General features: G+C 61.4%; 25 protein-coding genes and 1 other RNA gene. 16 read left to right on the top strand and 10 right to left on the bottom strand.

Annotation, left to right across the window (positions count from 1 at the left end):
* Positions 1-89: 89 nt before the first annotated feature.
* Positions 90-476, bottom strand: an RNA gene (gene rnpB, locus ACB033_RS10665) — RNase P RNA component class A.
* A 62-nt stretch (positions 477-538) separates the two neighbouring features.
* A complete protein-coding gene (gene rsmI, locus ACB033_RS10660) occupies positions 539-1,372 on the bottom strand; it encodes a 16S rRNA (cytidine(1402)-2'-O)-methyltransferase (RefSeq protein WP_139430593.1) in 834 nt (277 codons plus the stop codon).
* Between the two features lie 79 nt (positions 1,373-1,451).
* Between rsmI and ACB033_RS10655 the strand changes: the two genes are divergently transcribed.
* From ACB033_RS10655 to dolP, 4 genes are read left to right on the top strand one after another with little or no spacing between them, the layout of a single operon-like run.
* Complete coding sequence (locus tag ACB033_RS10655; RefSeq protein ID WP_081013004.1) at positions 1,452-3,359, top strand: penicillin-binding protein activator; 1,908 nt, start codon at positions 1,452-1,454, stop codon at positions 3,357-3,359.
* Positions 3,301-3,672, top strand: a complete 372-nt coding sequence (locus ACB033_RS10650) for a YraN family protein (protein WP_026458929.1) — start codon at positions 3,301-3,303, stop codon at positions 3,670-3,672. Before ACB033_RS10655 ends, ACB033_RS10650 begins: the two co-directional genes overlap by 59 nt.
* A gap of 9 nt (positions 3,673-3,681) precedes the next feature.
* Positions 3,682-4,272, top strand: coding sequence for an SIS domain-containing protein (locus ACB033_RS10645; RefSeq protein WP_005305871.1), 591 nt, complete (start codon positions 3,682-3,684; stop codon positions 4,270-4,272).
* A 4-nt stretch (positions 4,273-4,276) separates the two neighbouring features.
* Positions 4,277-4,855, top strand: a complete 579-nt coding sequence (dolP, locus tag ACB033_RS10640) for a division/outer membrane stress-associated lipid-binding lipoprotein (RefSeq protein ID WP_005305875.1) — start codon at positions 4,277-4,279, stop codon at positions 4,853-4,855.
* A gap of 45 nt (positions 4,856-4,900) precedes the next feature.
* Here the strand turns inward: dolP and ACB033_RS10635 are convergent, their stop codons facing one another.
* The 8 genes from ACB033_RS10635 to zapE form a co-directional block, all read right to left on the bottom strand.
* On the bottom strand, positions 4,901-5,326 hold the full coding sequence (locus tag ACB033_RS10635; protein ID WP_005305878.1) for a ClpXP protease specificity-enhancing factor: 426 nt from the start codon (positions 5,324-5,326) through the stop codon (positions 4,901-4,903).
* The gene (sspA, locus tag ACB033_RS10630; protein ID WP_010635939.1) at positions 5,323-5,952 is read right to left on the bottom strand and encodes a stringent starvation protein SspA; all 630 of its coding nucleotides are present in this window, start codon (positions 5,950-5,952) and stop codon (positions 5,323-5,325) included. The genes ACB033_RS10635 and sspA overlap by 4 nt, the downstream gene beginning before the upstream one ends.
* Positions 5,953-6,039: 87 nt before the next feature.
* Entirely contained in the window at positions 6,040-6,774 is a 735-nt protein-coding gene (locus ACB033_RS10625; RefSeq protein ID WP_017788266.1) for a cytochrome c1, read from the bottom strand.
* On the bottom strand, positions 6,771-7,988 hold the full coding sequence (locus ACB033_RS10620) for a cytochrome bc complex cytochrome b subunit (RefSeq protein ID WP_005305888.1): 1,218 nt from the start codon (positions 7,986-7,988) through the stop codon (positions 6,771-6,773). Before ACB033_RS10620 ends, ACB033_RS10625 begins: the two co-directional genes overlap by 4 nt.
* A gap of 2 nt (positions 7,989-7,990) precedes the next feature.
* Entirely contained in the window at positions 7,991-8,581 is a 591-nt protein-coding gene (gene petA / locus ACB033_RS10615) for a ubiquinol-cytochrome c reductase iron-sulfur subunit (RefSeq protein WP_139725704.1), read from the bottom strand.
* Positions 8,582-8,876: 295 nt separating this feature from the next.
* Positions 8,877-9,269 (bottom strand): 30S ribosomal protein S9, encoded by a 393-nt coding sequence (gene rpsI, locus ACB033_RS10610; protein ID WP_005305893.1) that lies wholly within the window; start codon positions 9,267-9,269, stop codon positions 8,877-8,879.
* Between the two features lie 15 nt (positions 9,270-9,284).
* Positions 9,285-9,713, bottom strand: coding sequence for a 50S ribosomal protein L13 (rplM, locus tag ACB033_RS10605; protein WP_005305895.1), 429 nt, complete (start codon positions 9,711-9,713; stop codon positions 9,285-9,287).
* Positions 9,714-9,979: 266 nt separating this feature from the next.
* Positions 9,980-11,074, bottom strand: coding sequence for a cell division protein ZapE (gene zapE, locus ACB033_RS10600; RefSeq protein ID WP_139725705.1), 1,095 nt, complete (start codon positions 11,072-11,074; stop codon positions 9,980-9,982).
* A gap of 140 nt (positions 11,075-11,214) precedes the next feature.
* On the opposite strand from zapE, the gene ACB033_RS10595 reads away from it, so the two are divergent.
* From ACB033_RS10595 to ACB033_RS10540, 12 genes are all read left to right on the top strand, one after another.
* Complete coding sequence (locus ACB033_RS10595; RefSeq protein ID WP_005305902.1) at positions 11,215-11,595, top strand: YhcB family protein; 381 nt, start codon at positions 11,215-11,217, stop codon at positions 11,593-11,595.
* Between the two features lie 81 nt (positions 11,596-11,676).
* The gene (locus ACB033_RS10590) at positions 11,677-13,038 is read left to right on the top strand and encodes a Do family serine endopeptidase (RefSeq protein WP_042049868.1); all 1,362 of its coding nucleotides are present in this window, start codon (positions 11,677-11,679) and stop codon (positions 13,036-13,038) included.
* Positions 13,039-13,127: 89 nt separating this feature from the next.
* Positions 13,128-14,249: an outer membrane-stress sensor serine endopeptidase DegS gene (gene degS, locus ACB033_RS10585; protein WP_005305911.1), complete on the top strand. Its 1,122-nt coding sequence runs from the start codon at positions 13,128-13,130 to the stop codon at positions 14,247-14,249.
* Between the two features lie 298 nt (positions 14,250-14,547).
* Positions 14,548-14,910, top strand: coding sequence for a PRD domain-containing protein (locus tag ACB033_RS10580; protein WP_139725706.1), 363 nt, complete (start codon positions 14,548-14,550; stop codon positions 14,908-14,910).
* Positions 14,911-15,276 carry an SFCGS family glycine-rich protein gene (locus tag ACB033_RS10575; RefSeq protein ID WP_139725707.1) on the top strand — a complete coding sequence of 122 codons (366 nt, stop codon included), beginning with the start codon at positions 14,911-14,913 and terminating at the stop codon, positions 15,274-15,276.
* Positions 15,276-15,572, top strand: coding sequence for a DUF4312 family protein (locus tag ACB033_RS10570; RefSeq protein WP_005305919.1), 297 nt, complete (start codon positions 15,276-15,278; stop codon positions 15,570-15,572). Before ACB033_RS10575 ends, ACB033_RS10570 begins: the two co-directional genes overlap by 1 nt.
* Before the next feature lie 40 nt (positions 15,573-15,612).
* Positions 15,613-16,389, top strand: a complete 777-nt coding sequence (locus tag ACB033_RS10565) for a DUF4311 domain-containing protein (protein ID WP_016352193.1) — start codon at positions 15,613-15,615, stop codon at positions 16,387-16,389.
* An 11-nt stretch (positions 16,390-16,400) separates the two neighbouring features.
* The gene (locus tag ACB033_RS10560; protein WP_011707606.1) at positions 16,401-17,051 is read left to right on the top strand and encodes a DUF4310 family protein; all 651 of its coding nucleotides are present in this window, start codon (positions 16,401-16,403) and stop codon (positions 17,049-17,051) included.
* A 43-nt stretch (positions 17,052-17,094) separates the two neighbouring features.
* Complete coding sequence (locus tag ACB033_RS10555; protein ID WP_139725708.1) at positions 17,095-18,234, top strand: amidohydrolase/deacetylase family metallohydrolase; 1,140 nt, start codon at positions 17,095-17,097, stop codon at positions 18,232-18,234.
* Complete coding sequence (locus ACB033_RS10550) at positions 18,218-19,333, top strand: DgaE family pyridoxal phosphate-dependent ammonia lyase (RefSeq protein ID WP_371140512.1); 1,116 nt, start codon at positions 18,218-18,220, stop codon at positions 19,331-19,333. Before ACB033_RS10555 ends, ACB033_RS10550 begins: the two co-directional genes overlap by 17 nt.
* Complete coding sequence (locus ACB033_RS10545) at positions 19,333-20,073, top strand: KDGP aldolase family protein (protein ID WP_371140511.1); 741 nt, start codon at positions 19,333-19,335, stop codon at positions 20,071-20,073. Before ACB033_RS10550 ends, ACB033_RS10545 begins: the two co-directional genes overlap by 1 nt.
* Before the next feature lie 104 nt (positions 20,074-20,177).
* On the top strand, positions 20,178-22,082 hold the full coding sequence (locus tag ACB033_RS10540) for a transcription antiterminator (protein ID WP_258118569.1): 1,905 nt from the start codon (positions 20,178-20,180) through the stop codon (positions 22,080-22,082).
* Positions 22,083-22,086: the final 4 nt, after the last annotated feature.

Here is a 22,086-nt window from a genome sequence, read left to right as displayed (position 1 = left end):
GGCGCCACGAGCCAGTCTGGCAACCCCATAATAAAAATCCCGGCACCTGAAGGTGCCGGGATTGGTTGGTATTTGCATACCTTGAATTGGGTCGGAGTCGGCCTGTAAGCCGGGTTCTGTACCGGGTTGCCCCGGGTAGCAATCATTCCTCTAGGCCAGCAATCGCTCGCTGGCTCAAGCAACCTACCCGCCCCCAACGCGGGCCGCGCCAATAGGGGCCTATTTGGTCTTGCTTCGGGTGGAGTTTACCGTGCCACGAACTGTTGCCAGTCGCGCGGTGCGCTCTTACCGCACCCTTTCACCCTTACCTGATCCCTTGCGGGCCATCGGCGGTTTGCTCTCTGTTGCACTGGTCGTAGGCTCGCGCCCCCCAGGCGTTACCTGGCACCCTGCCCTGTGAAGCCCGGACTTTCCTCCCCTCCGCCCGTCTGTCCCGAGGGACACAACGACGAAGCAGCGATTGCCCAGCCAACTCCGAGGCGCGGATTATAGCCTCGTGATGCCGGCGGGGTAAACCGGCAATTCCCGTTTACGGCAATTAATAGTGCTCGAGGCCGTACTTGTAGAGGGCATTCTTCTTCACGCCGTGGATCTCGGCGGTCAGCGCCGCCGCTTTTTTCAGCGGCAGCTCGGCCACCAGCAACCCCAGAGTGCGGAGAGCCTCAGCGGGCAGCTCTTCATCCAGCTTGCTGGCGCCGGCCACCACCAGCACGATCTCGCCGCGGCAGCGGTTTTCATCTTCGCCGAGCCAGGTCAGCATCTCGGAGGCTGGCAGACCGTGGATCGACTCGAAGGTCTTGGTCAGCTCGCGGCAGACCACCACCTGGCGCTCACCCAGAATGCGGGCGATCGCTTCCACCGTCTCCTGCACCCGGCGCGGCGATTCATAGAACACCAGCGAGCGGGTGTCCTCAATCACGGCCTGCAGGCGATCATCGCGTCCCTTGGCTTTGGCCGGCAGAAAACCCTCGAAGGCGAAACGGTCGGTAGGCAACCCGGCGGCGGAGAGCGCCGTTATGGCGGCGCAGGGGCCGGGCAGCGGCACTACTTTTACCCCGGCTTCACGACAACGGGTGACCAGGTGATAACCGGGGTCGCTGATGAGCGGCGTGCCCGCGTCGGAGACCAGGGCCACGCTCTTGCCCTCCTTGATACGGCCGATCAACACGTCGGCTTTCTGCTGTTCGTTGTGATCGTGCAGCGCAAAGGTCTGCACCGAGATCTGGTAGTGGCCGAGCAGGATGCCGGTATGGCGGGTATCCTCGGCGGCCACCAGATCGACGCTGCGCAGCACATCCAGTGCTCGCTGGGTGATGTCGGCCAGATTGCCGATCGGAGTGGGGACTATATACAGGGTTGGGATGTCACTCATGGGAGCTCCGAGTGTCCCGACAATTGTGTCGCCATATTGGCCCGTTTACACTATGGAGAATTTCAACACTGGTCGGGGAATGAACTTGAACCGGGTTATAAAGCAGCTAAGTGTATCACGACTCTTCGGCATCCTACTCGCGGCAGTCCTGCTCGCCGCCTGTGCGTCGGAGCCCAATCAACCCGCCGGCCAGTCCGGCATGCCGTCGGCCTTCTCGGATCTTACCAAGAATGCCCAGTGGTATCTGGCCCAGGTGGACCCGGCTAAACCGGCCGAAGCCTTCACCTGGCAAGTGATGGCGGCGCGCAGCTATCTGGCGCTCGGTCAGGCCAAGCCGGCCGCGGCCCTGTTCCAGCAATTGCAGAAGCAGGCCCAGAGCGCCGAGCAGAAGGCCCAGCTGCAACTGCTGCAGGCTCACCTGCTGCTCGCCCAGGGCAATGCCAACCAGGCGCTGATCCTGCTGGAAGGCAAGCCCGATGTGGCGCTGGACGCCGATACCCAGAAGGACTGGTACCGCCAGCGCGTGGTGCTGCAGCTCGACATCAACAACAAGTTTGGTGCCGCCAAGTCGCTGATCCTGCTGGAGCCATACCTGGCCCAGAATGAGCTGGCCACCAATCATCAGCAGATCTGGTCCCTGCTCAAGAGCATGACCCCTTCCACCCTGCAGGCGCTGGAAGAGGCACCGGCTCCCGATGTCACCACCGGCTGGCTGCGGCTGGCAGCGCTGGTGAATGAATTCGGTGCCCAGCCCAATCAGCTGGCTCGCCAGCTGGCCGGCTGGAAACAGGCCTTCCCGAACCACCCGGCCCAGAAAGACATGCCGGCCGGACTCGGTGATCTGGCCACCAGCAACATCAATGCCCTGCAGCAGATCGCCGTCTTCCTGCCGCTGTCCGGCAACCTGGAACCGCAGGGTGCGGCAATCCGCAACGGCATGCTGATGTCTTACAAGGAAAATCAGAGCCAGTTCACCCTGAACTTCTACGATACCCAGACCAAGTCGACGGCGGATCTCTACAAGCAGGCCATTCAGGAAGGGGCCAACATGATCATCGGCCCGCTGCTCAAAGACAGGGTCGAGGAGCTGCTCAAGGCCAATCCGACCGTGCCTGTACTGGCACTCAATGAGCTGGACAAGCCGATCGTCAACGACACCACCTATTACTTCTCCCTCTCAGCCGCCGCCGATGCAACGCAGGCTGCCCAGTACCTCTATGGCCAGGGTTATCGCAAACCGCTGCTGATCGCGGCACAGGGACGGATCGGCTACAGCAGCATCAAGGCGTTTGAACAGGCCTGGGCGACCGTAAGCCAGGACAAACCGGTCGTGGCCACTTTCGGTGCCCGCAACGAAGTGCAGGGTATGGTCAAGAATGCGTTGAGCGGCCGCTCCACCGCCCGGGCTGGCGAAGTGGTTCAGCTCTCCGCTGCCGCCCCGCGCAGCATCGACGTGGTCTATGTGGTCGCCAACAGCCTGGAGACCCGGATGATCAAGCCCTACGTCGACATCTCGGTCAATCCGATGGGCAGCCTGCCGATCTACAGCAGTTCGCGCAGCTACGACAGCGCCACCACCGAGGTGGCCTCCGAGCTCAACGGCATGCACATCTCCGACATGCCGCTGCTGCTTGGTGGTTACGAGAAGCAGCGCGAGCAGATCGCCCTGCTCTGGCCGCAGACCCAGGGCGACCTGCTGCGTCTGTTTGCGCTGGGCTATGACGCCGTCAGCCTGGCTGAGAACCTGCAGCAGATGCGCAAGGTCAACGCCATGCAGCAGCCCGGCATGAGCGGTCAGCTGAGCGTGGATGCCGGCGGCAACATAGTACGGGTACTGGACTGGGCCACCTACCAGAATGGCAAGCTGGTCAGTGACAGCGCCATGCCCCAGCTCGAGGGAGTCCCCCATGAAGGTACTTCTGGCACGGATGCGCCGGCAGTTACAGAACCTGTTCCCGTCACCAACGAGCAAGGGACAGCACTTTGAGCAGGTAGCGGAGCGCTGGTTGCAGGCCCGCGGCCTGCAACCCGTGACCCGCAACTATCGCTGTCGGGGCGGCGAGATCGATCTCATCATGCGCCAGGGGGAGATCCTGGTGTTTGTTGAAGTCCGCTATCGCGCCCAGGCCAGCCACGGCGGCGCCGCCAGCTCCGTCACCCGACGCAAACAGCACAAGATCGTGCTGGCGGCACGCCACTATTTCAAGCAACATGCCATCAACGAGGCCAACCAGGCCTGCCGATTCGATGTGATCGCGTTCGAAGGCGACCAGCCGGACTGGATCCAGAACGCATTTTAAGAGGACCCCATGACTGACCGCATCAAAGAAAACTACACCGAGAGCATCCAGACCAAGATAGCCGCCGCCGAGGCGCTGCCGGATGCCATCCATACTGCAGCCCAGATGCTGACCATCTGTCTGCTCAATGGCCACAAGGTGATGGCATGCGGCAATGGTCCCTCCGCAGCACTGGCCCAGCTGTTTATCTCTGAGCTGGTCAACTGTTACGAAACCGAGCGTCCCTCCCTGCCCGGCATGGCGCTGACCCCGGACATGGCAACCATCAGTGCCATCGCCACCGACCACGGCTTTGAAGAGGTGTACGCCAAGCAGATCCGTGCACTCGGTCAGCCCGGCGACATCCTGGTGGTCATCACCACCACGGGTAACAGCCGCAGCCTGATCAAAGCCGCCGAGGCCGCCCTCTCCCGCGACATGACCATAGTGGTGCTGGGGGGCGGTGATGGCGGCGAGATCGCCGGTCTGCTCGGTCCCAACGATGTGGAGATCCGGGTGCCGTCTGCCCGTCGTCCCCGCATTCTGGAAGTGAACCTGTTGACCCTGCACTGCCTGTGTGATCTCATCGACCAGACTCTTTTCCCGCAACAGGAAGATTGAAACCATGAAGAAGCAAACGCTCCTGCTCGGCCTGCTGGCCGGCACCCTGCTGCTGCAAGGTTGCGCGGCCGTGGTGGTCGGTGGTGCCGCCGGTACCGCCAAGGCTTCCGGCGATCGCCGCACCCTGGGCGCCCAATGGGACGATCAGGCCATCGAACTGAAGGCGGCTAACCTGCTGGCCGACAACAAGCCGCTGAGCGCGGCCAGCAAGATCAGCGTCTACAGCAACAACGGCCGGGTACTGCTGGTCGGTCAGACACCTTCTGACGCTTACAAGCTCGAGGCTGGCAAGATAGTGGCCCGTATCGAGGGTGTGCGCCACGTCTACAACGAGCTGCGCCTCGGCCAGCCGGTCAGCATAGGGGTACGCAGCAACGACACCTGGATCACCTCCAAGGTGCGGGCTGACATGCTGGGCGCCAAGAACTTCGACAGCGCCAAGGTCAAGGTGGTCACCGAGAATGGCGAGGTGTTCCTGATCGGCCTGGTGACCCGCCAAGAGGGGGATCAGGCCGTCGAGATCGCCCGCCACGTCAGCGGCGTGAAGCGCGTGATCAAGGCCTTCGAGTTTGCCCAGAACTGACCTTGTTGATCGCCATAAAAAAACGCAGCCAATTGGCTGCGTTTTTTATTTGATGACCTTCAGGGTCGGACGGCCGCTCGGGCGCGGCGGTTCCGGCTCGGGCTCCACCGGCGCTTCGGCCTGCTCCAGCCAGAGATCATACCCAGGCTCGGGTGGGAACATGGTGCCCACGCCATTTTCCCGGGCATGAATGGCCAGCACGGCCGCCATCGGGATGTAGACCTGCTGGGAAACTCCACCAAAACGGGCGCTGAAGCTGATGGCATCATTGTCCATGTGGAACTGCCCAACCGCACGAGGTGCGATGTTCAGCACAATCTGCCCATCCTGGACGAACTGCATCGGCACCATCACATGGGGGATGTTGACGTTGACCACCAGGTGAGGGGTCAGGTCATTGTCCAGCAACCAGTCAAAGAACGCCCGCAACAGATACGGGCGACTGGGCGTCATCGTCGGTTCCATGCTCATACGCCGGCACGGATCTCGCGCTCGGCTTCGGTCAGGGAAGCCTGGAAGGATTCACGTTCGAACAGACGAACCATGTAGGCCTTCAGCTCTTTGGCACCACGACCGGTGAAGTCGATGCCCAGACTCGGCAGACGCCACAGCAGCGGGGCCATGTAGCAGTCGACCAGACCGAACTCTTCACTCATGAAATAGGGCATCTCACCGAAGATGGGGGCGATGGCCAGCAGGTTGTCCCGCAGCTCGGCACGCGCCGCATCCACGTCGGTACCCGCCATGATCTTGTCGGCCAGGGAGTACCAGTCCAGCTCGATGCGATGCATCATCAGACGGCTGTTGCCGCGCGCCACCGGGTATACCGGCATCAGAGGCGGGTGCGGGAAACGCTCGTCCAGATATTCCATGATGATGCGCGAGGTGTAGAGAGCCAGCTCCCGATCAACCAGGGTCGGTACAGTGTTGTACGGGTTCAGCTCGGCCAGCTCATCCGGCAGGTTGGCAGGGTCTACCTGGCAAATATCTACGCTAACACCCTTCTCCGCCAGGACAATGCGCACCTGATGGCTGAACATGTCGTTGGCACCGGAAAACAGCGTCATTACCGAACGCTTATTGGCAGCTACAGCCATTGAACCCTCCCGTCATTAAAAAGCAGAAACGGCAATGAAGCATCTTGGACTTCATTGCCGTGCATTATATTACCCGGATCTGGTCGCTTAGTGAACGTCGCGCCAGAATTCCTTCTTCAACAGCACAGTGAAGATGAAGAAGATCACGATGAAACCAAGCACCCAGAAGCCCATGCGTTCGCGCTCCTGTTGTACCGGTTCAGCCGAGTAGACCAAGAAGTTTACCAGATCCAGCACCGTCTGATCATACTCTTCGTTATTCATTTCACCGTTGCCGTCAGATTTGATGCTGACAACCTGCTGAACGTCGACACCATCGACCTGGTGGGTCGCAAACTCGGCGCGGGGCGTCCCCTGCAGCGGCTCCAGCACGTGGGGCATGCCCACGGACGGGAACACGACGTTGTTCACCCCGAATGGACGGGTCTCGTCCACGTAGAAGGAACGCAGATAGGTGTAGATCCAGTCCGCGCCACGCACCCGGGCGACCAGCGTCAGATCGGGGGGCGGTGCACCAAACCACTTGGCCGCATCCTTGTCCGGCACCGAGTTTTCCATCAGATCACCGATCTTGGCGCCATTGACGATCAGGTTGGCCGCCATCAGGTCTTCCGGGATACCGATGTCTGCCGCTACCCGGTTGTAACGCTGGTACTGGGTGCTGTGACAGCCAAAGCAGTAGTTCATGAAGGTGGCGGCACCACGCTGCAGGGACGCCTTGTCGTTCAGATCATAGTGAGCCTTGTCCAGATGCACGGCCCCGGTGTTGGCAAACACCAGTGACGGCAGCAGGGTCAGCACTGCAAATATTATTTTTTTCATTTGAATGTCACCCTTTCCGGCAGCGGCTTGGTGCTTTCATTCTTGCTGTAGAAGAACAACAGGACGAAGAACCCGAAATAACCCAGGGTACAGATCTGGGCGATCAGCGTCAGGGTCGGAGTCGATGGCAGCACGCCGAGCACCCCGAGAATGATGAAGCAGACCACGAACTGGGCGATGTTCAGCTTGTGCAGGGTACTGCGATAGCGCACCGAACGCACCTTGCAGCGATCCAGCCAGGGCAGCAAGAACAACACCACGATGGAGAGGCCCATCATGATGACGCCCAGCAGCTTGTCCGGTACCGCCCGCAGAATGGCGTAGAAGGGGGTGAAGTACCATACGGGCGCGATGTGTGCCGGGGTCTTCAGGCCGTTGGCCACTTCAAAGTTCGGCTTCTCGAGGAAGTAGCCCCACATGTCCGGCTTGAAGAAGATGATGGCGCAGAAGAAGAATAGGAAACCGGCTACGCCAATCATGTCTTTGACGGTGAAGTAGGGGTGGAACGCGACCGCATCCAGCGGCCAGCCGTTCTCATCCTTGTGCTTCTTGATGTCGATGCCGTCCGGGTTGTTCGACCCCACTTCGTGCAGCGCCAGGATGTGCATGGCAACCAGCATCACCAGCACCAGCGGCAGGGCGATGACGTGCAGCGCGAAGAAGCGGTTGAGGGTAGCACCGGAGATGACGTAGTCACCGCGGATCCACAGGGTCAGATCGTCACCGATGACCGGAATGGCACCGAACAGCGAGATGATGACCTGTGCGCCCCAGAAGGACATCTGGCCCCACGGCAGCAGGTAGCCCATGAAGGCTTCCGCCATCAGGCAGAGGAAGATCAGCATGCCGAAGATCCACAGCAGCTCGCGCGGCTTCTGGTAGGAGCCGTAGATCATGCCGCGGAACATGTGCAGGTAGACCACGATGAAGAAGGCGGACGCGCCGGTGGAGTGCATGTAGCGCAGCAGCCAGCCGTAATCCACATCCCGCATGATGTACTCGACGGAGGCGAAGGCACCTTCGGCGGAGGGGTTGTAGTTCATGGTCAGCCAGATGCCCGTGATGATCTGGTTGACCAGCACCAGCATGGCGAGCGAGCCGAAGAAGTACCAGAAGTTCAGGTTCTTGGGCGCCGGATACTTGGCCATGTGGTCGTTGTACATGGCGGTGAGCGGAAAGCGATAGTCAATCCAGCCCATCAGTTTGGCAAACATGGTCAGGCCTCCTTGCCATCGGCACCGACCAGGATGGTGGTGTCGCTAAGATATTGGTACGGCGGAATGACCAGGTTCAAGGGCGCAGGCACCCCCTGGAACACTCGACCAGCCATGTCGAACTTGGAGCCATGGCACGGGCAGAAGAAACCGGAAGTCACCCCCTGCACCTGTTCGCCGAAGTTGTCCGGCAAGTAGGAGGGAGAGCAACCCAGGTGAGTACAGATACCGACGGCCACGAAGATCTCCGGCTTGATGGATCTGTAGCCATTGTGGGCATAGTCGGGTTGTTGGGGCTCGTCAGAAGCCGGGTCGCGCAGCTTGTCGTCATGCGCGGTCAGGGCATCCAGCGTCTGTTTGGTGCGCTTCACCACCCAGACCGGCTTGCCTCGCCACTCAACACGGATGAGCTGGCCTGGTTCCAACTTACTGATATCCACTTCAACCGGAGCACCCGCCGCTTTGGCTTTGGCACTCGGGTTCCATGACTTAATAAACGGCACTGCGGTAAAAGCAGCTCCTACCCCACCAACGGCGACCGTTGACCAGGTAAGAAATCTGCGGCGACCGGTATCAACTGGCGCATTGCTCATCCAAAAACTCTCCCATGTGGACTCCGCACATTCTTATTGTGTCCCTGTTCCCCTTTCTTCCGTGACAACAGCGGCGGAAGCGGAGTTACAATTGTCACAGAAAAACCGAGGGAATTTTAAAGAAAAGATAACAACTTGACAAGAAAGAGAAGCGAAGGTCAAAAACAATAAATACACAATTTTTTGTCTTTTGTGACGTGGTGTTAGCAATGTGGTTCGTAATATTACCAATAAAAAAAGCCTGGCACGTGGCCAGGCTTTTTTGACACTCGCGAGAGTGCGTACAAAAAGCGAATTAACGCTTGGAGTACTGCGGACGCTTACGAGCTTTGTGCAGACCGACTTTCTTACGCTCAACCTTACGGGCATCACGAGTAACAAAGCCAGCTTTACGCAGTTCGGAACGCAGGGTTTCATCGTACTGCATCAGAGCACGAGTGATACCGTGACGGATCGCACCAGCTTGACCGGAGATGCCGCCACCGTTAACGGTGATGAACAGATCCAGTTTCTCGGTCATCTCAACCAGTTCCAGCGGCTGACGAACTACCATGCGGGCAGTCGGGCGGCCGAAGTACTGCTCCAGGGAGCGCTGGTTGATTACGATTTTACCGCTACCCGCTTTGATGAATACGCGAGCAGTGGAGCTTTTGCGACGGCCAGTACCGTAGTATTGATTTTCTGCCATGTTGCCAGTTCCCGATTAGATATCCAGTACTTGAGGTTGCTGAGCAGCATGAGCGTGCTCGGCGCCTGCGTAAACTTTCAGTTTACGGAACATGGCACGGCCCAGCGGACCCTTCGGCAGCATGCCTTTGACGGCAGCTTCGATTACCATTTCCGGTTTACGCTGAATCAGCTTGTCGAAGCTGATGGACTTGATACCACCCGGGAAACCGGAGTGAGCGTGGTACATTTTGTCGGTAGATTTCTTACCGGTTACGTGTACCTTCTCGGCGTTTACAACGATGATGTAATCACCGGTGTCAACGTGCGGAGTGTACTCGGCTTTGTGCTTACCACGCAGACGAGCAGCGATCTCGGTTGCGATACGACCCAGAGTTTTACCTTCTGCGTCCACAATGTACCAGTCACGTTTTACGGTTTCTGGCTTGGCAACGAAAGTTTTCATTAAGTTAAACCCAATTACCTGTTACAGACCCAATTGCTTATGGGGGCTCTCCCACAAACAACAAACGATGGCCTACCTGTACCCCTTCGAATACAAGTAAAGCTTAAAGTGTTGCTGTCTTATCGACAGCTGTAACGTGGGCCGGGCGATTATAAGTGAAGTTGCCTTAAATATCACCTGCTAATTTCACTGCCATGAAGCTAGCAAATGTCGCCCGGCCCTACCTGCCGCAGATGCCCATCCGACTGGCAGGCGCGGTATTGTGACTAAGGAAGGTGCACTCTGGCAAGGTATTCGTGCGATTGCATTTCCTGAAGCCGTGAAAGACAACGTTGGAATTCGAAATCCAGCAGCCCGTGACCATAGAGTTCCTGCATGGGCACCGCCGCCGACATGATGAGCTTGACGTGCCGCTCATAGAACTCGTCCACCATGGCGATGAAGCGGCGCGCCGCGTCATCCGTGCCTGCCCCCATGGGTTGCACATTGGCCAGCAGGACGGTGTGAAACAGTCGCGCCAGCTCGATATAGTCGCTCTGGGAACGGGGTGTGCAGCAAAGTTGCTCGAACTCCATATAGAGCACACCTTCCCCCATCCCCAGCGACGCCAGCTGACGGTGATTGATCTCGACCTGGCCCGGCAGGGCCTGTTGCAGCCCGGTTAATTGTTGAAAATAGAGCTCGAGATTGGATTTTGCCTGCCGATCCAGCGGGAAGTGATATATCTCCGCCTGCTCCAGCGTGCGCAGGCGATAATCGGTACCGCCATCTACGTTAAGTATCTCGCAATGACGCTCTATGAGGGCAATGGCCGGTAGAAAACGGGCACGTTGCAAGCCGTTTCGATACAAGTCCTGCGGCGGTATGTTCGAGGTCGCCACCAGCACGGCCCCATGGCCGAACAGCTCCTGGAACAGGGTCCCCAGCAGCATGGCATCGGTAATATCGGAGACGAAAAATTCGTCGAAGCAGATGACGTCGGTCTCGTCGGCCAGCTTGCGGGCGATCAGCTTGAGCGGATCGGCCTGACCGGTCAGTCCCTTGAGCTCATCGTGCACCCGGTGCATGAAACGGTGGAAGTGGATACGCAGTTTGCGCTCCCCTGGCAGGCTGTCGAAAAAAGTATCCATCAGCCAGGTCTTGCCTCTGCCCACGCCACCCCACATATATAGCCCCAGGATGGGCGTACGGGGCTTCGGCTTTTGCAGCCAGCCCAGCAGACCGCGGGATCTGGTCGGAGTCGGGGTTTGGCACAAATCCTGATAGAGTCGCTCCAGACGGGCCACGGCCATCGCCTGAGCGGGGTCGGCCACGAAGCCGGGGCGCTGCAAATCCTGCTGATATTTTTGCTGCGGGGTCATCCTGTCAATTGCCTTCAAGTCCCTGAATGAAGGACAAAATGGTATCACGCCCTCGGGGTGCACGGTATAGTGCCATCAAGGCGTAGCGGCCGTTCAGGCCGCATTAACATACATTGGTTTAGCTGTAACAAGGAGCATCTATGAGTCTGTTAAACGGGATCCTGCTGGCTGTCGCCGCCTTGATTATCGGTATCATCATCGGTCGCTTCACAGTGCGCAGCCGGGATGCCGGCCGTCTGGAACAAGAACTGAAGAAGGCTCACAAGGAACTGGAAAGCTACCAGGGTCAGATCAATACCCACTTCGCCGACAGTGCCGCCCTGATGGAGCAGTTGGCCGAGCAGTACCAGACCCTTTATCGCCATATGGCGGAGCAGAGCAAATTCCTGGCCAAGGCCCAGGAGCCGCTGTTCCGTGAAACCCTGCTCGACGAGAGCAGCGATGTCCCGGCCAATGAAGAACCGGGTGTACCGCCCCGTGACTATGCAGGGGCCTCCGGTCTGCTCAAGCAGTCCAGTTAGTTCCCCGCGGAACTAATTGCGCTGTATCGTGGTCAGACCTTGACGATTGCATTGCAACTTTTTCTGGGAGCTGTTTTTCATATGCGTAAACCTCTTTCTGTGCTCAGTGTGTTAGCCCTCAGTGTCGGTATCGCCATGTCTGCGGCCCCCGTGCAGGCTGCACTGCCCTCCCTTTTGGCGAACAATCAGGAGATGCCGAGCCTGGCGCCGGTGCTCGAACAGGTCACCCCTGCCGTGGTCAACATTTCCGTCTCCGGCAAGAAGATCACCCGCCAGCGTCTGCCGGAACAGTTCCGCTTCTTCTTCGGCCCCAACATGCCTGACGAACAGGTGAGCGAGCAGCCCTTCCAGGCGCTCGGTTCCGGCGTCATCATCGACGCCAAGAAGGGCTACGTGATCACCAACGCCCACGTGGTGCACGAGGCGGACGAGATCAAGGTCAACCTGAAAGATGGCCGTGAATACGCCGCCAAGAAGATCGGCGAAGACAAGCAGTCCGACATCGCCCTGCTGCAAATCAAGGCCGAGGATCTGGTTCAAATCAAATTCGCCGACTCTGACGAGCTGCGGGTCGGTGACTATGCGCTGGCCATCGGCAACCCGTTCGGTCTCGGCCAGACCGTCACCTCCGGCATCGTCAGCGCGCTCGGCCGCAGCGGCCTCAACATCGAGAACCTGGAAAACTTCATCCAGACCGATGCGGCCATCAACTCGGGCAACTCGGGTGGCGCCCTGCTCAACCTGCGTGGCGAGCTGATCGGCATCAACACCGCCATCCTGGGCCCCAACGGTGGCAACATCGGCATCGGGTTTGCCATTCCGTCCAACATGGTGCGCGACCTGTCCGAACAGATCGTGAAATACGGTGAAGTCCGTCGCGGCCAGCTGGGCATCATAGGGACCGAGCTCACCTCCGAAGTGGCCAAGACTTTCGGCTACAACAAGAAGGACGGCGCCTTCGTCAACCAGGTCATGCCCGACTCCGCGGCCGCCAAAGCAGGCATCAAGCCGGGCGACATCATCGTCAGCATCGACGGCAAGGCCATCCGCTCCTTCGGCGAACTGCGGGCCAAGATTGCCACCATGGGGGCCGACAAGCAGGTGGCACTGGGCCTGATCCGCGATGGCAAGGAGCAAACCGTCAAGGTCACCTTGAAGAAGGCGGATGACAGCGAAATCCTGGCCAGCGCGCTGCACCCGGCACTGGAAGGGGCCAAGCTGAGCACCACCAGCGAGCCGGTCACCGGCGTGGCCGTCTCCGAGATCGATCCGCGCTCCCCTGCCGCCGCCTCCGGTTTGCAGAAGGGCGACGTCATCATCGGCGTCAACCGCCTGCGCATCAACTCGCTGGAAGAGCTGAGCAAGGCGTTGAAGAACAAGCCGGATGTGCTGGCCCTCAACATCCAGCGCGGCGACTCTTCGCTCTACCTGGTAATTCGTTAATCTCCTCTCACCCGCGGCGCCTGCCGCGGGTGATTTTTATCCACCGATAGTGTTATTCTCTGCCCGCTCTATGTACGGATGAGAATGACATGAAAATCCCCCCTATAGTCAGTTACTTGGGCAAGTCTGTCGGCTTCGGTCTCACCGTGGCGGCGCTACTGTTGCTGCTGTTTCCCAATTTTCGGGGCGGGGCCCAACTGCCCGGCCTCATCACCAATGCCCGTGAACTGAGCTTCTCCTACGCGGCGCACCGCGCCGGCCCTGCCGTCGTCAACATCTATACCCGCAGCTTCGCCCGCAATCAGGGCAACCAGACCGAACTCAGGCCGCAGGGGCTGGGCTCCGGCGTCATCATGAACCAGCGCGGCCACGTGCTGACCAACTATCACGTCATCGCCGATGCGGACCAGATCATAGTCGCGCTGCAGGACGGACGGGTGTTCAGCGCCGAACTGGTCGGCACCGACCAGCTCACCGACCTGGCGGTGCTCTACATCGAGTCGGACAACCTGCCGGTGATCCCGCAGGATCCGGAGCGGCTGCCCGACGTGGGCGACGTGGTGCTTGCCATCGGCAACCCCTACAACGTCGGCCAGACCATCACCCAGGGCATCATCAGCGCCACCGGCCGCATCGGCCTCTCCAGCATGGGGCCGGACAGCAACGGCCGGCAGGATCTGCTGCAGACCGATGCCGCCATCAACGAGGGCAACTCGGGGGGCGCCCTGGTCAATGCCCGCGGCGATCTGGTGGGCATCAACACCGCCGCCTACCACCTCAACGGCAATCAGGAGAGCTACGGCATCAGCTTCGCCATTCCCTACAAGCTGGCCAAGCGCATCATGGACGAGCTGATCGCCAACGGCCGGGTGATCCGCGGCTACCTCGGCATCTCCAGCGTCGAGATCAATCCCATCGTCGCCCGCATGATGAATCTGGGTGACCTGCGCGGTCTGGTGGTGGAGAGCCTGGATCCCAACGGGCCGGCCACCAAGGGCGGGCTGAAGCGGGGCGACGTGCTGCTCAAGATCAACGGCGAGGCCATCAGTGGCGTGCGGGCCGCCATGGACAAGATCGTCGAGAGCCGGCCCGGCACCAAACTCACCATCTCGGTGATCCGCGATGGCAAACCGCTCGAGGTGGAGGTCACCATCGAAGAGGATCTGCGCTACCAGAACCGGGCCAGCGCGAGTGCGGCCACCGCCAGCTGACATCCCCACGGTCGGGGCGACGAGTCGCCCCCTCTCCTCCTTTTCCTCCTCCCGGCCGTGAGGCGACTCACAGTTTCAGCCAAGGGCCAGCAGCCCCTCATCCAACGCCAAGTGCGCCCCTGATCACACAAAATAGGCGCCAATGAGCACTCTTTTCCGCTTGATGCCGCAAAAGCGGCTTCAATTGGCCAGCTGACGCGCGAATTTCCGCTTCGAATCGGAAAAACGGTGCCTCCTCTCCCGAACATGACCGGCTTAGGGTAACGCTATCCCTTCTGCCAGCCTTGGAGAGCAGACATTGCACACAGAGACCCATGACCAGCCCCTGACCCCGGACAGCCCGGCCCTGCTGCGCCAAACCGACCAGATCCTGGCGCGCATCCATATCCTGCTGGCCGAACAGGGCATTCGCCCCAACGAGGTACAGCAGCAGATGCTGGCCTCTCACATCAAAGCCATGGTGTGGCGCTCCCACAGTGGCGAACCGCTGCCGGAGGTCGACCTCAGCCTGTTCGAGGAGATCTCTCCCCTCTCCCTGCGTCTGGCCGAGCAGGTCGTCAGCTGGCTGGAGCGGCTCGCCTATGAAGAGGCACACCTCTTGTCCGTCCATTTCGAAGTAGCCAAAGAAAACGAACTCAGTTCAGTCAAAGGAGAATGCTAAATGACAGCCATCAAACTCGTGATCGGTGATCGCCTCGGCAAGGGCCAGAAAGTGGGAGCAGGCGCGGAAGCCGCCGGCGCCAGCGTGACCGTCATCCCCGGCATGGCCGCCGACATGAAGCTCGGCGACGTGATGAACAAGGAGCAGGCGGATCTCGGCATCTCCTTCTGCGGCAGCGGCGGTGCCGGCGCCATCACGGCCCAGACCAAGTACGGCTACAAGTGCCGCTACGGCATGCGCTCCATCGAAGAGGGCGTCACCGCCATCAACGAGGGGTGCGTGGTGCTCGGCTTCGGCTTCATGGACAAGGAAGAGCTGGGTCAGAAGCTGATCGAAGCCTTCGTTAAGAAACACGGACGCGCATGATGAAAGAGGACTTCACCACCCGGGTCACCGTCAACGGCAAGGGCGCGACCCGTCAGCAGGCGTTCGCCGCCGCCCTCAGCCAAGTGCAATCCACGCTGCTCAAGGACAACCCGCGGGTGCTGCTGCGCATCGAACCGGTCGAGGTCGAGGTGATCGAGGCCGAGGAGTCGGTCCGGGTGGAGAAGTTCCTGTTCTTCTTCCTGCCGCGCCAGCGCCACGAATACCGGGTTCGGCTCGCCATCACGGTCAGGGTCACCAGCCTGGACACCGACAAGGTGACCTTTACCCGGGTGTGACGCCGCCCGCGGCAACACCGCCACAAGAAGGATACATGGGATGTTTCTAATCATATTTATCAAGTCACTCATCATTGGCGGCCTGGTTGGCGTCGGGGTGGGGGCCGGCGCGGCACGGATGTTCCACGCCCCGACCGTGCAGGGGATGGGCGCCTTCCGTACCTTGGGCGAGCTCAACTCCTGCGAAGGGGATCCTGCCTCCCACTTCTCGTTTGGTCTGGGCTTCTTCTTCAACGCCTGGGCTTCCACCGTGGCGGCCGGCGCCTTCACCCAGGATGTGGATCACCGCATCATTCCGCACTGGGCCACGGCGGCACTGCTGTTCAAGAACCGGGATCTCGCCACCACCCTGCACGACCCGAAGAAGATGGCTATTGCCGGCGGCATCATAGGTGCCATCGTGGTCGCCTTCCTCAACAGCACGGCCGCCGCCGTTCCGGCCGCCCTGCAGGTCACCGCGGTCAAGGTGCTGGTACCGGCGGCCAACCTGCTGGTCAACACCGTTATGCCGGTGATCTTCTGGCTGGCCGCCATCGAGGCGGGCAAGAAGTCCGGTTTCTGGGCCACCATCTTCGGCGGTCTGGCCCAGCTCATCATGGGCAACGCGGTACCGGGCCTGGTGCTCGGCATCCTGATCGGCAAGGGCGTGGAAGAGAGCGGCTGGAACCATGTCACCAAGGTGATGATGGCGGCCATCGTCCTGCTGTTCGTGCTGAGCGGCTTCTTCCGCGGCTTCGACATGAAACTCATCGAGTCCTTCCATCTGGGTGTTCCCCTGTGGCTGGAAAACGTCCATAACCTGCTGAGCGGCAAATAAGGGGTCACACCGTGGATGAGAAACTGAAAAACAACTTCTGGTACGCCGACTGGTCCTTCCCCATCTTTGTCGGCCTGCTCTCGGCCGGGGTCTTTGCCGGTACCCACATGTTCTACCTGTACGGGGTCGGCGCCTTCAACGAGGTGGCCTTCGTCGCCATGCTCAAGGCCGGCATGGACACCGGTGCCTATGGTGCGGTGGCGGCCTTCGGCGCCAGCTTCCTGTTTGCCCGTATCATCGAGGGCTCCCTGGTGGGGATCCTGGATATCGGCGGCGCCATCCAGACCGGGGTCGGCCTCGGCGTGCCCGCCCTGCTGCTGGGGGCCGGCATCGTCTATCCGGTGGAGAACTTCGGTGCCTCCCTGGCAACCGGCATGGGGATTGGTCTGGCCATCGGCTACGTGATCATCCTGGCGCGCAAGTTCACCATCAACCAGAGCAACTCCACCTATGGGGCGGATGTGATGATGGGGGCTGGCAACAGCTCGGGCCGCTTCCTCGGTCCGCTCATCATCCTCTCCGCCATGGGCGCCTCGATTCCCATCGGCATCGGCTCTCTGCTGGGTGCGCTGCTGTTCTACGTGTGGGGCAAGCCCATCACCGGCGGTGCCATCCTGGGGGCCATGCTGCTCGGTACCTTCTTCCCGGTTGCACTTGCATAACCATCCGCCGCCCTGCGGGGCGGCACTCGAGAGGCCATCTAGCATGTACGACATCATCATCAGAGCTGGGCGCCAGGGAGATGGCCAGCTCGTCGATATCGCCATCAGGGAGGGCAAGATAGCCGCCATCGGCACCCTGCCGGAGACGGCCATGGCGCAGCAGACCCTGGATCTCGGCGGCCGGGTGCATGTGAGCGCCGGCTGGATCGACGGCCACACCCACTGCTACCCCGCCTCCCCCCTCTATCACGATGAGCCGGACAAGGTGGGTGTGGAGTCCGGCGTCACCACCGTCATCGACGCCGGCAGCACCGGGGCCGACGACGTGGATGACTTCCAGCGTCTCGCCGCCGGCTGCAAGACCCGGGTGCACGCCCTGCTCAACATCTCCCGCATCGGCCTGCTGCGCCAGAACGAGCTGGCTGACAGCCGGGACCTCGATATGGATCTCGCCTCGGCGGCCATTGCCCGCCACCCCGGCTTCATCGTCGGCATCAAGGCGCGGATGAGCGGCAGCGTGGTGGGTGAGAACGGCCTGCGGCCGCTGCGCATGGCCAAGGCACTGCAACAGGCCCACGGTCGGCTGCCGCTGATGGTACACGTGGGCAACACGCCGCCGGATCTGGACGAGATCGTCGCCCTGCTGGGGGATGGCGATCTGCTGACCCACTGCTTCAACGGCAAGCCCAACCGCATCCTGACCCCGGCCGGTGAACTGCGCCAGGCGGTGCGTGAGGCGATGCGGCGGGGCCTCTTGCTCGACATCGGCCACGGCGGCGCCAGCTTCAGCTTCGAGGTGGCGGAGCTGGCCATTGCCCAGGGGATCCTGCCCCGCACCATCAGCTCCGACATCTACTGCAAGAACCGCATCAAGGGGCCGGTCTACAGCCTGGCCCACGTGATGTCGAAGTTTCTCGCCATCGGCATGACCCTGGAGCAGGTACTGGCCTGCGTCACCCACCATGCCGCCGATGCCCTGCGCCTGTCCGGCAAGGGGCGACTCGAGGTGGGCGCCGATGCCGATATGACCCTGTTCGAGGTGATGAGCGGCCCCACCCTCTTTACCGATACCGAAGCCGGCGCCCGCAATGGCGATCGGCAGTTGCTGCCGCTCGCCGCCCTGGTGGGGGGCGAACTGGTTCTGACTCACTATGGGAAATCACACCATGTCTTCCGTGTATGAGAAATATCAGCTCAAACCCGTGATCAACGCCTCCGGGCGCATGACCCTGCTCGGCGTCTCCACCCCCGAGCAGGAGGTGGTCGACGCGGTCAACTTCGGCCTCGGCCACTACTTCGAGGTCAAAGACTTGATCGACAAGACCGGCGCCTACATCGCCGGCCTGCTGGGGGCCGAGGATGCGGTGGTGGTCTCTTGCGCCAGCGCCGGCATCGCCCAGTCGGTGGCCGCCGTGATAGTGCGTGGCGACCCCTACCGCCTCGAACACCTCCACGCCCATGCTCACGGCGTGCCGAGCGAGATCGTGCTGCCCAAGGGGCACAACGTGAACTTCGGTGCCCCCGTCGGCACCATGGTCAACCTGGGAGGCGGCAAGGTGGTAGAGGCAGGCTATGCCAACGAGTGCTCTGCCGCCCAACTGGCCGCCGCCATCAATGCCAATACCGCCGCCATCCTCTACATCAAGTCCCACCACTGCGTGCAGAAGAGCATTCTGTCGGTGACCGAGGCGGCCGAGGTGGCCAGAACCCATGGACTACCGCTCATCGTCGATGCGGCGGCCGAGGAGGATCTGCGCCTCTACTACAACCAGGGAGCGGATCTCGTCATCTACAGCGGTGCCAAGGCCATCGAGGGGCCCACCAGCGGCCTGGTGCTCGGCAAGCGCCAATACGTGGCGTGGGTCAAGCAGCAGGGCAACGGCATCGGCCGTGCCATGAAGGTGGGCAAGGAGGGGATCCTCGGCCTGACTCACGCCATCGAGCGCTACCTGGCCAAAGAGAAGGAGAGCGGCGCCGCCATGGTCGCCAAGATGACCCCCTTCATCGAGCGCCTCAACCAACTGCCCGGCGTCAGCGCCAAGGTGGTGTGGGACAGCGCGGGGCGCGACATCGCCCGCACCGATATCGCCTTCGATCACCAGCAGATCGGCATGACCACAGTGCAGGTAGTTGCCCGTCTCCAGCAGGGCACGCCGGCCATCTACTGCCGCGGCTACAAGGCCAACGAGGGGCACATCGAGATCGACGTGCGCAGCGTCACCCCGCCCCAGCTGGACCAGATCCATGCCGCCATTGCCCACCTCGTTCAGGAGAACAACTGATGTCTTTGACTCCCAACTACTACCGCGATCGGGTCTGCCTCAACGTGCTGGCCGGCTCCCGACAAAATGCCGTCGACATTTATGAGGCTGCCGAGGGCCATGTGCTGGTCGGTGTGCTCTCCAAGAACTACACGGATGTGCCCTCCGCCGTCGCTGACATGCAGGCCTACGCCAAGCTTATCGACAACGCCCTCTCCATCGGGCTGGGGGCCGGCGATCCGCGCCAGTCAGCCATGGTGGCCGAGCTGGCTCGCCAGCTGCAGCCCCAGCACGTCAACCAGGTGTTCACCGGGGTCGGCGCCAGCAGGGCGCTGCTCGGCCAGTCTGACACCCTCGTCAATGGCCTTGTCTCCCCCACCGGCACCCCGGGGATGGTGAAGATCTCCACCGGTCCCCTGAGTAGCCAGCAACCGGACGGCATAGTACCTATCGACACCGCCATCGCCCTGCTCAAGGACATGGGCGGCAGTTCGGTCAAGTTCTTCCCCATGGGCGGGCTGACCTGCCGCGCCGAGTATCAGGCGGTGGCCGAGGCCTGTGCACGCCACGGCTTCTGGCTGGAGCCCACCGGCGGCATCGATCTCGACAACTTCGAGGAGATAGTGCGAATCGCGCTGGATGCCGGCGTCGAGAAGGTGATCCCCCACGTCTACAGCTCCATCATCGACAGTACGAGCGGTCAGACCCGTCCCGAGGATGTGCGTACCCTGCTGGCCACGGTGAAGCGGCTGCTGGCCTGATCGCCCTCAGGCACCGGTCCGATCACTGGCCGGTGCCTGGCTTGTCATTGACTCGCTTGTTAACATCGGTTTTTTATTCTGCGACAGGAGTCCGATCCCCCCTCATGACCAAGCTGCCCCATCCCAGACTCCAGCAACTGCTCACCCTGCTCCACGCCGAACCGCTGCCGCAGGAGGAGCTGGCCCGCCGCCTCAATGTCTCCACCCGCACCGTGCGCACCGATGTGGCGACCCTCAACGAGATCATCGCCACCCGGGGCGCCCACCTGATCCACCAGCGCGGCAGCGGCTACCAGCTCAAGATCTACAATCAGGAGCTGTTCGCGGCGCTGCTGGCGGCCCAGGAGCAGGAGAGCGGGCTGCCCCGCACCAGCCGCGAGCGGGTGCTGCACCTGCAGATCCTGCTGTTGACGGCGGAGCAGGGCATCAAGCTCGACGAGCTGGCGGACACCTGGTATCTGAGCCGGGCGGCACTGCAGGGGGACATGGCGGAGGTGCGGGATCGGCTCGCCCACTTCGACCTCGCCATCGACAGCAAGCCCAGGCAGGGGATGCGGATCCAGGGGGGTGAGACGGCCATCCGCGCCTGCCTCACCCAGCTGCTCTATCAGGAGCTGCTGCACAGCAACCCACTGCAGAGCCTGCTGCCCAACCTCTGTCCCAGCAAGACGCTGGAGGTAGTGGGCAATCACATCCACGAGCAACTCGGCCGCCACCAGCTGCGTCTGGCCGACGAGAGTCTGCAGCAGCTCGCCATCTACTGCGCCGTCGCCCTGCTGCGCCAGGCCGCGGGCCACGAGCTGCGCCAATTCACCGGCGAGGATCTCACGGCGCCACTGCTGGCGGTCGCCCGCGATACCTATGGCGAGCTGCCGACCCTGACCCCGCCGGGGGAAGAGGAGATAGCCTGCCTCGCCATCCAGATCCAGGCCCGCCTCACCGCCGATGCCCCCCAGCTCAGCCCGGCCATGGCGGCCGAGAGCGAGCAGCTGGTAGAGCACCTGCTCGCCTACATCCACCAGCACTACCCCTATGACCTGCGCGGCGACCTGCAACTGCGGGCCGACCTGCAGACCCATATCAGTGCCATGCTGCTGCGGGTCAAATACCAGATTGGCAGCCACAATCCGCTGGCGGACCACATCAAGCAGTATTACCCCCTCGCCTACGACATCACGCTGGCGGCCATCTCGGAGTGGATCAAGCAGACCCCTTACCGGCTGACCCACCACGAGATAGGCTATCTGGTGATCCACATAGGGGTTGGACTGGAGCGTCACTACGACATCGGCTACACCCGCCGTCCCCAGGCGCTGCTGTTGTGCGATGCGGGCAACGCCACCTTCCGGGTGCTGGAGGCTCGCATCAAGCGGGAGTATCCCCAGCTGCAATTGACCACACTGGAGTCGGTGCGGGATTACGAAGGGCTGGCGCGAGTCGAGCAGGATTTCGTCATCAGCACCGTCAAGGTGAGCGACAAGAACGTGCCAGTGGTGCAGGTCGCCCCCTTCCCCACCCAATACCAGCTGGAGCAGCTCGGCAAGCTGGTGCTGGTCGATCGCACCCGCCCCTACCTGCTCGACAAGTACTTCGATGCCGACCACTTCATGGTGGTCAGCGAACCGCTCAGCCAGGGGGCGCTGTTTGATCGCATCTGCAGCCAGCTGGAGGCGGAGGATCTGGTGGAGAGCGGCTTTCGGGGATCCTTGCAGGAGCGGGAGCGGATCGTCTCCACCCTGCTGGGGGACGGCATTGCCCTGCCCCACTCCCTCGGCCTGCTGGCGTGCCGCACTCTGGTCTATACCGTGCTGGCCCCGCAGGGGATCGACTGGGGCAACGGCGAGAGCGCCACCCTCATCTTCGTGCTGGCCATCGCCAAGGCCGACTACGAAGAGGCGATGGGGCTCTACGACCTGTTCCTGGCGCTGATGAACGAAAAAGCCAGCAGGAGTCTGCTGGCTTGTCGGGACTTTACCGCCTTCAAGGCGCTGGCACGCAGCGCACCTTGAGTAT

The organism is Aeromonas sp. S15(2024) (genome assembly GCF_041402265.1).
In the GTDB taxonomy this organism is placed as follows: Bacteria; Pseudomonadota; Gammaproteobacteria; order Enterobacterales; family Aeromonadaceae; genus Aeromonas; species Aeromonas dhakensis.
This window is presented reverse-complemented; position numbering and strand designations above follow the sequence as displayed.